Origin of the sequence: Streptomyces spiralis, assembly GCF_014654675.1 — a bacterium.
GTDB lineage: Bacteria > Actinomycetota > Actinomycetes > Streptomycetales > Streptomycetaceae > Streptomyces > Streptomyces spiralis.
This window is the reverse complement of record NZ_BNBC01000097.1, coordinates 1-11,256: the sequence shown is the minus strand read 5'-3', so window position 1 is coordinate 11,256 and position 11,256 is coordinate 1. Positions and strand designations below refer to the sequence as shown.

The window sequence follows — 11,256 nt, the reverse complement described above, 5'->3', positions numbered from 1 at the left end:
TCTGTACGGCATCGGCGGCCAGGACGCGCGCGGTGTCCACCGCACGCTGGTCCAACTCGGTCCACTCGAGGTCTGTGATGGTCGGCTCGGTACGCACGGGCGACACGTCTCCTCCGGTTCGTCGGCTCCGCAGGGCCCTTGAGCCGTGCTCGCCGTCGGCGTTTCACATGCCTCACCCTCTTGTGCGCAGTCAGGTCGCCGCATCTGTCACGTGACTGCCCGGGACTCCTCAGTACTTCCTGCGGTGGGCCAACAGTTCCGGTCTGCGACGGGCGCTCCCGGCCTGCCCCATCCGGCCCCGTGCAACTGCCCATCACCGCGCTTAGCGTGTGGTGCAGGCGGCCGGGCAGCCGCGCAGCGATGCGCGTCGCCGCTCGGCTCTTCTAGGGCGTCGTCACAGAGCGTCTGGAGTCACGCCATGCCCCATCACCTTGGTTCCCCCGCGGACCGGGCCGACGCCCGGCTGAACATCTCCGACACGTATGTGTTCCGAGGCGAACACGGCACAGTCTTCGTGATGAACGTGTCCTCCGATGCCGCGGCCCGGGAGACGCCGAACGGTTTACATCCCGAAGCCCGATACGAGTTCAAGATCGACAGAATGGGTGACGCCGTCGAGGACTTGGTCTCTCCGATCTTCGCGCAGTTCGACGACGAACTCGCCGAGCGCTTGAACCAGACGGCCCCGGAGAAGGACATCGCCACGTTCGCTCAGGAGATCACCGACCGGGTCGCCGCGGTCGTCGACGTGCGGGCGCACCACCTCCGATCCGCACGCCTACGGCCAGGCGGTCGCCGGCCGCATTCTTCCGAACATCCTTCCCTACACCATCGGTACTCCTGCGGTGTTCGGGTTCGCGGGGTTCACGGCCGGACTCTCAACGACAACGCCGGTGAGGTCATGTTCTCCCTCGCCACCAACAGCGCGCTGGGCATCGATCTGGGCAAGGACGCCGTCGATGCACCTCCGACGCTGTTCTTCCCCTACCTCGCACCCGCCACCTGACCAACCGGCCGCAGCCGAACGGGCATCGACGGCAGGCTTCGTCAGGTCCGCGTATGCCTGCTGACCTTGCGTCCACAGACCTGACGGGGCCCAGCCGGGCCGTCCGGCTCAAGTCATCGGGGCCGCACGGTCGCTCACCGCAGGCCCGCGAGCGCCTCGTCGATGGGCCGGGTGCCGCCGACGACGTCGAAGGCACGACGGTACGTGCTGGGCGCGGACAGTGCCGCGATGATCGTGTCGGCGACGTCGGCGCGGGTGACCGGCGCGTAGTCGAGGCGGTCGCCGACCTGGATCCGGCCGGACGGGTTCTCGTCCGTGAGCAGACCGGGGCGTACGCTCGTCCAGTTGAGGCGGGATGCCGCGAGCGCCGCGTCCGCCTTGGCCTTGGCGCCGAAGTACGCCTCCCACCACGGTCCACCGACGTAGGAGGGGAGAGGGCCGTCCGCGCCCAGGGTGGAGATGTGCACGAACCTGGAGACGCCCGTCAGCTCGGCGGCCGCGACGGCGGTCGTGACACCGCAGAAGTCGACGGCCCATAGCTGTTCCTCCGTGCCGTCGCCACTGCTGGCAGCGAAGACGACCGCGTCGGCCCCGGAGAAGGCCGGCAGCAGGTCGCTCGGCACCGCGTGTTCCAGGTCGGCGAGGAACGGCTGGCCTCCCAGCCGTGTCACCTCGGCGAACTGCTCCGGTCGGCGAACGGTGGCGATCACGTCGTCGCCCCGGGCGGCCAGACGCGGCACCATGAGGCGTGCGACGCGTCCGTACCCTCCGATGATGAGGATGCGCATGGTTCCCTCTTCTCGCGTGGTTCTGCGGTGTGAACCGCGCTGGTGGTGATCAGGAAGTGACGGCGAGGGCCTCGGCGAGCAACGCGTGCGAGTGCAGGCGTGCTTCCTGCTCCGTGATCAGGTCATGGATCATGACTTCGGTGGCGCCGCTCGCGGAGATCATTTTCTCCAGCTCGTCACGCACGGTCGACGGCGAACCGGCGAGTTGCAGGGGCCAGCGGTCGTCGACGATGACGGTGGGCTCTTCCTTCTGCGCGTCGGTGAGCATGCGCTCGGCCTCGGCGAGGCGGGGAGCGGCCGCGGCGACGCCCACCCGGCCCAATTGCTGCCGGAACGCGCGGAAGGGCCAGGCCAGTCGGCTGGCCTCGGCGTCCGTGTCGGCGACCGCCACGTTGACGGACAGGATCGCCTCCGGTTGTTCCGGTCCGTAGGCAGCGGGGTGGAAGTTCTCGCGGTATGCCTGCAGCGCCGCGGCGGCGGACCGCGGATTGATGAACGCCGAGAAGGCGTAGCCGAGGCCCAGCGCGGCGGCGAGTCCGGCACTGCTCCCCGACGACCCCAGGATCCACGTCTCGGGCGCGTTCGCGGGCGTCGGCGGGAGCCGGAGCTGCCGGAGCGGATGGTCGTCGGCGAAGAAACCGCCGTGGTAGTAGGCGAGGATCTCCGCGACCTGCGCGTCGAAGTCGTCGGCGGGTTCCGACCGGCGATCGCGTTGCAGCGCGAGGTCGATGAGGGGTCCGGCGGTCGCCCGGCCCAGGCCCAGGTCGACCCGGTCGGGAGCCATCGCCTCAAGCTGGTGGAACGACTCCGCGACGCGGAGCGGGCTGTGATGGTTGAGCAGGACGGCGCCGGAGCCCAGCCGTATCCGCCGCGTCTCCCGGCTCGCCGCGGCGATGAGGATCTCCGGACTGTGGGAGGAGACGCCGACCGTGGTGTGGTGCTCGGCGAACCAGACTCGGTGCAGTCCGATCCGATCCGCGTGCCGGGCGGTCGCGAGCGCGGACTCCAAGGCATCCGTCTGGGACTGGTCCGCGGCAGTGGCGGCCAGTTCGACGAGGGACAGCCTCATGACGCGCTGCCCGTCGTGCGCGACTGCTCCGACACGGCCTGGGCGACGGGTGCGGAGCCCTCCCGTACCTCCCACTGGTGCCCGGCGCTCGCCGGGTCGTCGAGGCAGGCGGCGATCAGTGCCGCGACGTCGTCCCGGGACACCGAGCCGGGGCCCGTCGACTTCGCCAGCCGGACCCGGCCCGAGCCCGGTGCGTCCGTGAGCGCGCCCGGGCGCAGGATGGTCCACTGCAATCCGCTCGACCGGAGCCGCCGGTCCGCGTCACTCTTCGCACGGACGTACGCCGCCCAGTCCCCGGCGTCAGGGGCGACGGGGTCGTCGACGCCCATCCCGGACACCTGGATGAAACGCCGCACACCGGCTAGCGGAGCGGCGGCCTGGGTCAGTACCGAGCCTCCGTAGTCCACTGTCCGCTTCCGTACCGGGCCGGATCCGGCGCCGGCTCCGGCCGAGAAGGCGATCGCGTCGGCCCCGGCCAGTGCCTCGGCCAGTTCCTCCACCGCCGCGGACTCGATGTCGAGGAGCACGCCGGTGCCCCCGAGTTCCGCGATGGCGCCGACCTGCTCCGCGCGACGTACGATGCCGATCGCCTTGTCACCGCGTTGTGCCAGCAGGCGTACCAGCCGCCGGCCGACCTTTCCATGGGCTCCGATGATGGCCACTGTGGTCATGTTTCCTGCGCTCCTGTCGGGTGAGTGCGTCGGGGTGCGGGACGTCTGGGGCCACGGGGGCCCGCCGGAGGCCTGTCGGAGCAGCTTCCGGCGCGCCCCCGTGACGCGCATCCGTCAGTCGGCCGGCGTTCGCGTTCGCGTGCGGCCGGTCGGCTCAGGCGGGGAGCGGCAGGTCGGCGGCGTGGAACAGCCGGTCACGAGAGGCCGCGGCCTCGTCGAAGACGGCGTCCCCGCCCTTCAGCACGCCGTTCTCCTTGAGGACGTCACCGGCCACGACGACCAGGTCGACGTTGCCGGCGTGGCCGCCCGCGACGATCGTGGCCGCGACGTCCGTGGCGGGCAGCATGTTGGCGTGGTCGAGGCGGAACATGATCAGGTCGGCCTCCTTGCCCGGGGTCAGGCTGCCGGTGCGGTCGTCGATGCCCGCGGCCCGCGCGCCCTCGATGGTCGCGAAGGACAGCAGATCGGCGGCGTCGAACGTCGGCAGGCCGGGGACGCGGTCCATCGGACCGGCGGCGCCGGCGAGGATCAGCTGCTGGTAGGCGAGCGTCGCCCGCATGACGCCGAACATGTCACCGCTGACGATCGTCTCGGTGTCCACGCTCAGGCTCGGACGGACACCGGCGGCCAGCAGCCGGTTGGTGGCCGGCTGGCCGAGGCCCGGCATGAAGACCTCCAGGGCACCGGCCACGGACGCGGTCGCCCCGCGTGCGGCCAGCATCCTCAGCTCCTCGTCGGTCGACGTGCACAGGTGGATGAACGTCATGTCCGAGGCCAGCAGCCCCGACTCCTCCAGCTGCCGGACGGCCTGCTGCTGCGCCCCCCACTCACCGAGTCCCACGTGCATGCTGATCCGCAGACCCAGCTCCCGGGCGAGCCGGATGTCCTGCTCGGCCACGTCGGGAGTGGACAGCTCCGGTCCGCGGAGCATCGCGTTCAGTGTGACCCGCGCCGAGTCGTCGGACAGCACCTCGTTGCGGATGCGCCGGATGTCGTCGGGGTGCGTGCGGTCACTGCCGAACTGCCACTGCTCCGCCTCCGTCGACGGCCACCCGTGGTCGAAGACGGCGCGGATACCGGACTCCCAGTGCGCCGCGATCGCCGCGTCCGAGTGCTCGGGGCTGTTGCTGATGTGGGACTCGTCCCGCACTGTCGTCACCCCGGAGTCGAGGGACATCAGGTCCGCCGCGAGGTTGCCGATGTGGACATCGCGAGGCTCGAAGTACTGGCCGAGACCGATCTGCACCTGGCTGCGGTACTCCTGGTAGGTCCAGGCGGGGCCGAGGTTGCGCAGCGCCCCCTGCCAGTTGTGGCGGTGGGTGTCGATGAAGCCGGGCAGCACGGCGTTCCCCGTGCCGTCGATGACGCGGGCCCGGTCGTCGGACAGGTTCCGGCCGACTTCGAGGATCCTGCCATCGGCGACGAGGACATCACCCACGAAGTTGCCGAGCTTGTCGTCCTGCGTCAGCAGGTACGCGCCCTTGATCAGGATGCGTTCCTTGTTCTGCGGCTGGTTCTGGGACACCTGTGGTTCCTTTCGTGCCGTGGGCGGCACTGTGTTGCTTGTCCAGTGGTGGGGGACGGTGGTTCAGGTCGGCGTCCGGTCGGGACGCGAGAGTGGATCACTGCCCGGTGGTGCCACGCGGGCGCCGGGAGGCGATCCAGACGGCGGCGAAGGTGAGCAACGCGCCGAGGACGGTGAGGGCGGAGGGGGATCGACCGCCGGCCGGGACCAGGAAGTCCAGGGCGATCGAGCTGGCCAGTTGCCCCGCGATCGAGGCCATGCTCAGCAGCAGGACACCGATCCGGCGCACGAGGAACGCGGAGGCCCCGATGAACACCACACCGCACAGGCCACCGAGGTAGACCCACCAGCTGGTGGGCAGCGGGTGGCCCGACGTGCCTTGGACGAGGCTCTTCACGGCCCAGGCGGCGATGAGGAACACCGCTCCGACGCAGAAGTTGAGCCAGGTCGCGGCGAGTGGCGAGCCCGACGCGGCGGTCGACGCCCCGTTCAGGGCCTGCTGTACGCCGAGCAGGAAACCTGCGGCGATCGCGGCGAGGGCCGGCAGGACGATGGTGGCGGGAGAGGGTGTGTCGGTGAAGCGGGGCAGGGCGGACACGACGGCGGCCACGAGGATGACGGCCGCTCCCGTGAGCCGTGCCCCGCCCGGGCGCTGCCTGAGGCCCCCGCCGATGCCCCGCGCGTCCACGATCAGACCGCCGAGAGTCTGGCCGGCGATGGCCGACACGGTGAACACGGCTATGCCGGTGACCAGGGCGGCGGTGGACTGGGCCAGGGCGAACGTGCCGCCGAGTACACCAGCCAACAGGTACCGGCGGGGGAGCCGGCCGTCCCGGGCGGCCCCGGCCAGGTGGCGCAGGGCGGCCCGCAGCCCTGGCGAGAAGACCGCGAGGATGGACAGCAGGACGAGTCCGCCCGAGAAACTGATCGCCGCCGCGGCGATGCCGTCGTCGAGGCGATGACTGAGTTCGCCGTTGAGACGTGCCTGTATCGGTACCACCATGCCGGCGGCGATGGCCGCCACGACGGCCAGGGAACCACCGCGCGGAGCGGACGGGTGGGTGGATCCCGATGGCTGCGCACCGGGTCCGGCGGGACGCCGGCCTGATCCAGGTGGTGCGGTGGGAGTGCTCATGTCGAATTCCTTCAGGGGAGGGGAGCGGCCGGACAGGACCCGGTCGTCCGGCCGGTGGCGGCCGGTCGGGCCCGTCTGTCCGCGGAGCCCGAAGCGCGGGCGCGCTTCAGAACTCCGTGCGCGCGATGTCTTCCAGGACCGACGGCCCCTGGGGCGACCAGCCGAGCACCCGCCGGGCCGTCTCGCCGGAGGCCTGCTGGTCGAGCAGGAGTGCCTCGCCGAGCAGGCCGAGCCGGTCGAGCGTCTGCACGACGGGCTCGGCCTCGACCCGTCCGGCCAGGCCGACGGAACGGCTCACCGCTTCGGTGAGTTCTTGCACGGTCGGGTTCACGCCGCTGGCACCGAGGAAGTAGGAGCCGGCCGGCGCCTTCTCCAGCGCGAGCACGTACAGCTCGGCCAGGTCGTCCACGTGCACGGTGCTCCAGTGCTGGTCACCGGGCCCGACCATGGTGAGCGCCGGAGCGTTCCCCGCGGTCCGCGGACCGGCGGCGACGAGGTTCAGCAGGCCGCCGCCCTTCCCGTACACCACCGCCGGCGCGATCACCGATGTGCGAACGCCCTGCGCTTCGCGCACGAGCTGGGCGAGCGGCACACGCCAGGCGGTCAGCCGCGGGGCGTTCATGGGGGTCGACTCGGTGATCGAGGAACCGCTGCCGTGCACCCAGACACCGGTGGTGTGCACGAACGGCCGGTCCGTGTTCCGCAGGGCGCGCAGGAAGCTCGTGACGGCGATCTCGTCGGCGGTCGGACTGGTCTCGTCGCCCGGCGAGGCCACGTGGATCACGCCGTCGCTCGCGGCCGCGAGTTCGTGGAGGGCGTTGCCGTCGGACAGGTCGGCGATCGCCGGCTCCGCGCCCCTGCCTCGCACCAGGTCGGCCTTCGCTGCGGAGCGGACCACGGCGGTCACCTGGTGCCCTCCGGAGACGAGCCGGTCGAGAACCGAGGCTCCGATGTAGCCGCTGCCGCCGGTGAGCAGTACACGCATGGTCATCCTCTTTCACTGACGTTTCCGTGGGCGGGCCGGTGACCCGCACGGACAACGGTCACTCCATCCGGCTATCGTGTCCAACGAATGTTTTCGAATGCCTAATCGGGATTGCCGATGAATGAGGGGCGATGGACCAGAGACGGCTGGAGTACTTCATCACCGTCGCCGAGGAGTTGAACTTCACGAGGGCGGCCCAGCGGCTGCACGTCACGCAGTCCACGCTGTCGGCCGGCATCAAGGCCCTGGAACACGAGCTGAGGGCCGAACTGCTCGTCCGTTCCACACGGTCGGTCAGGCTGACGGAGGCCGGTTCGGCGTTCCTGCCCGAGGCACGCACTGCGATCGAGGCGCTCGACCGGGCCCGGGCCGCGGTGGAGCCGCTGTCCACTGGGCTACGAGGCAGCCTCACCGTGGGCGTCCTCAGCGGACTGACCGTGATCGATGTGCCCGCCCTGGCGGGCGACTTCCACCGGCGGCACCCCGAGGTCCGACTGCGGACCGAGACCTCCCAGCGGGGAACCTCCGGGCTGATCGAGAGGATCAAGGAAAGCCACATCGACGTCGCCTTCGTGGGCGCCGACATCCGTGACGAGCACCTCAGGGCCAGAGGCATCAAGAGGTACGACATCCAGTTGCTGGTTCCCGCCGGGCATCGGCTGGCCGACCGGAACGACGTGCGGCTGAGGGACATAGCCAACGAGTCCTTCGTTGACATGCCCACGGGATTCGGGCAACGCCAGCTCGTGGACGACGCGTTCACGAGGGCGGAGCTGTCCCGGCGCGTCCTGATCGAGGTCTCGGACATCACGACGATTGCGGACTACGTGGCGCACGGCCTGGGCGTGGCCCTGCTGCCCCCGGATTTCGCGGAGGCGGCCGGGGGCGCCGTGCGTGTCGTCCCCCTCGTGGACGTCCGGCTCTCCTGGACGCTCAACGTGGTCGCCTCGGCGACGCGCCCACCGACGCGGGCGCTGCACGCCTTCCTCGACCTGATCCCGCACCACGTCCGCCGCGATCGCGTCTTCTGAGCAGGCGAACGAGGTCGCGCACAGATCACTGCACGGGAACCGCCGGGCTCTCACGGACCGGGTGCTTGCTCATCCGAGACCCGGTTGAACGCGTTCATGGTGATCGCGACCTAGATCATCGCGGAGATCTCGTCGTAGGAGAGCGTGGCGCAGGCTTCCGCGTAGGCCGCGGTCTGGGCGCCGGCGTCCGCGGGGCGGGTGGTGGCCTCTGCCAGGGCGAGAGCGGCGCGTTCCCGGGAGGTGAATAGCTCAGTGTCGCGCCAGGCGGCCAGGACGCCCAGCCGTTGGGTGGTCTCGCCCGCTCGCAGGGCGGCGCGGGTGTGCAGGTTCAGGCAGTAGGCGCAGGCGTTGAGCTGGGACACACGCAGGTTGACCAGTTCCACAAGCGTCCGGTCGAGCCCGGCAGCGGCCGCCGCGTCGGGACCGACCGGCGAGGTGGCATCCTCGGCCGTCGAGGTGCTTACCGTCCGGCAGGTCCCGCTCGGCGGTCCTCGGGACATGCCGGTGCGGCGCACCCTGGCCCAGCGCGCCCGCACGCTGATCGGAGCCTGGTGCTTCGCCGACCACTACGGCCCGACGACGTGTCCGCGACGGGCGGCATGGACGTCGCACCGCACCCGCATACAGGTCTGCAGACGGTCGGCTGGCTCTTCAGCGGGGAGATCGAACACCGCGACAGCCACGCCTTTGTCGGGCCTGGCGAGCTCAACCTCATGACCGGCGGGTTCGGGATCAGCCACACGGAGGTGTCCACCTCGCGAACGACGATTCTGCACGGCGTTCGGTTGTGGGTGGTGCTGCCCGACGCACATCGCGACGCCGCCAGGGACTTCCAGCACTACGTACCCGACCCGGTGCGGCTCGACGGCGGCACTGCCCGTGTCTTCCTCGGCACGCTGGCTGGCTGCATCTCCCCGGTGCGAACCTTCACGCCCCTGCTCGGTGCGGAACTGTCCGTGGAGCCGGGCGCCACGGTGACACTCGACGTCGACCCGGAGTTCGAGCACGGCCTCCTGGTGGACACCGGTGACGTCCTCCTGAACGGCACGGTCCTGAAGCCGGCCGAGCTCGGCTACGCCGCTCCCGGATGCGCCGAGCTCACCGTCGCCAACGAGGGACCCGACGCCACACGGTTGGTACTGCTGTGCGGGCCCCCCTTCGGCGAGGAGATCGTCATGTGGTGGAACTTCATCGGCCGCACCACGACGACATCGTCCGGGCCCGCGAAGCCTGGGAGAACGCCTCCGACCGCTTCGGCCGGGTCGAGGGATGTCCAGGCGACCGCCTTCCCGCCCCCGCACTCCCCAACGCCACCCTCACCCCCCCGCAGGAACCCCGCCCCGGCCTCGAAGGACGCGCGATGACAGAGCAGGCATCCTCCATCGTTCCCACCGTCCGCCACGTGCCGGACCGGTTCCGCTACGAGATAGAGGTCAATGGCGAGACCGCCGGCTTCGCGGCCTACCGGGACCGCGGTGAACAGCAGCGGGTCTTCTACCACACCAAGATCTACGAGGCGTTCTCCAGGCGGGGACTGGCGTCCCGACTCGTCTGCGAGGCCCTCGGCGACGTGCGGGAGACGGCCAGGCGAGTCGTCCCCGTCTGCCCTTACGTGAAGGCGTTCCTCGAGAAGCACGAGGAGTTCGCGGACATCACCGACCCCGTGACACCGGACGTGGTGCGGTGGATCCAGGCGGAGCTGACATGACGCACCGCCCGCGGACGGTCGGGTGACCGATCGCGGGCGCCGCTCGGCGGTGTGCCAGGAGGCGCACCGCCAGACAGCGTCGCGTCCACCGGGCGAGGGGCCGCACCGGGTCCGTTCCTGGCGATCCGGATCAGCGACCCGCGCTCTGGCCGCCGTCGACGTGCAGGATCTCGCCCGTCACGAAGCTGGCCGACTCCAGGTAGAGCACGGCGTCCACGATGTCGCTCGTCTCCCCCATGCGACCGACCGGGTGCAGTCCCGCGAGCGTCTCGTGGGCCTCGGCCGGGTGCAGCGGCGTCTTGATGATGCCGGGCGACACCGCGTTCACCCGCACGCCCTTGGACGCGTACTCGATGGCGAGGGACCGGGTGGCCGCGTTGAGCCCGCCCTTGGTCAGGGACGCCAACACGGAGGGGACCTCCGCCATGGGGTGGTCGACCAGGGTGGTGGTGATGGTGACGATGTGCCCGCTGCCCTGCTTGGCCATCGCCTCCGCGGCGGCCTGGGAGATGTGGAAGAACCCGTGCAGGTTCACTCCCAGCATCGTAGTGAAGTCCTCGGTGGTGTACTCCGTGAACGGCTTGGCGATGAACACACCGGCGTTGTTGACGAGGGTGTCGAGGCGGCCGAACCGTTCGAGCGCCTCGGTGACGACCCGGGCCGCGGTCGTCGGGTCGGCGATGTCCCCCGGCACCGTCAGGAACTCGGGGTCCTCCGACGGCTTGATCGACCGTGAGGTCCCGATCACCCGGTAGCCCTTCTCCCGGTAGCCCTTCACCAGCTCGGCGCCGATGCCCTGCGATGCGCCGGTGATGACGGCGACCTTCTGATCGTTGCTCATGACTGCTCCTGTCGGTTCTGAACGGTGCCGCCCTCGACCGGTTGTCGGGGGCGGCGTCTGTAGACACGGCAAGAGTCGTCGATCGCTGGTGCCGGGGAATCCGTCAAATGACCCACGGGGCGACTGCGGCGCTCACCGCCGCACGATGAAGCTTCCCGTCAGCGGTCCGATCCCGACGGGGTAGGTCCCCGCCGTCTCGCGGCGGACGGTGAACCGCACCCGCGCAGGCTCGTGGCGGAGGGATACGACGATGCCCGCCTGCATGACCCAACTGGCAAGTGGCGGCCAATCCGGCGGAACGGCCGAGGATCGCAACCACCGATACCTGACCCGGGAAATGGGTGCGGACGCCCTCTGGCGGTTGGTAACACCGACACCGGATGGCACGCCGTCGTTTCCGGTGGTGATCGTCCTCTGGGGCTCCGGGGCAGCCGAGGATCGCAACCGTATGGCTGCGTCTCCGCGAGTGTTCGAGGCCGGACTCCCTGACCTACCGT

Annotated in this window: 11 protein-coding genes and 2 pseudogenes; 5 read left to right on the top strand and 8 right to left on the bottom strand. The window is 70.4% G+C overall.

Annotated elements, in window-relative coordinates:
* Positions 1-517: 517 nt before the first annotated feature.
* Positions 518-1,006: a hypothetical protein gene (locus tag IE318_RS43510; protein ID WP_373311448.1), complete on the top strand. Its 489-nt coding sequence runs from the start codon at positions 518-520 to the stop codon at positions 1,004-1,006.
* 134 nt (positions 1,007-1,140) lie between these two features.
* On the opposite strand, the gene IE318_RS43505 is transcribed toward IE318_RS43510, so the two are convergent.
* From IE318_RS43505 to IE318_RS43480, 6 genes are all read right to left on the bottom strand, one after another.
* Positions 1,141-1,794 carry an NAD(P)H-binding protein gene (locus IE318_RS43505; RefSeq protein ID WP_189908357.1) on the bottom strand — a complete coding sequence of 218 codons (654 nt, stop codon included), beginning with the start codon at positions 1,792-1,794 and terminating at the stop codon, positions 1,141-1,143.
* 49 nt (positions 1,795-1,843) lie between these two features.
* Entirely contained in the window at positions 1,844-2,863 is a 1,020-nt protein-coding gene (locus IE318_RS43500) for an MsnO8 family LLM class oxidoreductase (protein WP_189908356.1), read from the bottom strand.
* Positions 2,860-3,534, bottom strand: a complete 675-nt coding sequence (locus IE318_RS43495) for an SDR family oxidoreductase (RefSeq protein WP_189908355.1) — start codon at positions 3,532-3,534, stop codon at positions 2,860-2,862. Before IE318_RS43495 ends, IE318_RS43500 begins: the two co-directional genes overlap by 4 nt.
* Positions 3,535-3,688: 154 nt before the next feature.
* Positions 3,689-5,059 (bottom strand): amidohydrolase family protein, encoded by a 1,371-nt coding sequence (locus IE318_RS43490; protein ID WP_189908354.1) that lies wholly within the window; start codon positions 5,057-5,059, stop codon positions 3,689-3,691.
* 97 nt (positions 5,060-5,156) lie between these two features.
* Positions 5,157-6,194 carry a DMT family transporter gene (locus tag IE318_RS43485; RefSeq protein ID WP_229904195.1) on the bottom strand — a complete coding sequence of 346 codons (1,038 nt, stop codon included), beginning with the start codon at positions 6,192-6,194 and terminating at the stop codon, positions 5,157-5,159.
* A 106-nt stretch (positions 6,195-6,300) separates the two neighbouring features.
* Complete coding sequence (locus tag IE318_RS43480) at positions 6,301-7,179, bottom strand: NAD-dependent epimerase/dehydratase family protein (protein WP_229904194.1); 879 nt, start codon at positions 7,177-7,179, stop codon at positions 6,301-6,303.
* A gap of 131 nt (positions 7,180-7,310) precedes the next feature.
* On the opposite strand from IE318_RS43480, the gene IE318_RS43475 reads away from it, so the two are divergent.
* Positions 7,311-8,210 (top strand): LysR family transcriptional regulator, encoded by a 900-nt coding sequence (locus IE318_RS43475; protein WP_189908352.1) that lies wholly within the window; start codon positions 7,311-7,313, stop codon positions 8,208-8,210.
* A gap of 25 nt (positions 8,211-8,235) precedes the next feature.
* Here IE318_RS43475 and IE318_RS43470 read toward each other — a convergent pair.
* Positions 8,236-8,710, bottom strand: a pseudogene (locus IE318_RS43470) (carboxymuconolactone decarboxylase family protein).
* On the opposite strand from IE318_RS43470, the pseudogene IE318_RS43465 reads away from it, so the two are divergent.
* Positions 8,709-9,549, top strand: a pseudogene (locus IE318_RS43465) (pirin family protein); the annotation flags it as partial. The pseudogenes IE318_RS43470 and IE318_RS43465 overlap by 2 nt on opposite strands.
* A 21-nt stretch (positions 9,550-9,570) precedes the next feature.
* Positions 9,571-9,918, top strand: coding sequence for a GNAT family N-acetyltransferase (locus IE318_RS43460; RefSeq protein ID WP_189908350.1), 348 nt, complete (start codon positions 9,571-9,573; stop codon positions 9,916-9,918).
* A gap of 130 nt (positions 9,919-10,048) precedes the next feature.
* Here the strand turns inward: IE318_RS43460 and IE318_RS43455 are convergent, their stop codons facing one another.
* Positions 10,049-10,759: an SDR family NAD(P)-dependent oxidoreductase gene (locus IE318_RS43455; RefSeq protein WP_189908349.1), complete on the bottom strand. Its 711-nt coding sequence runs from the start codon at positions 10,757-10,759 to the stop codon at positions 10,049-10,051.
* A gap of 262 nt (positions 10,760-11,021) precedes the next feature.
* Between IE318_RS43455 and IE318_RS45955 the strand changes: the two genes are divergently transcribed.
* Positions 11,022-11,256, top strand: a 235-nt coding sequence (locus tag IE318_RS45955; RefSeq protein ID WP_229904193.1) for a hypothetical protein, incomplete at its 3' end; no start/stop codon positions are given.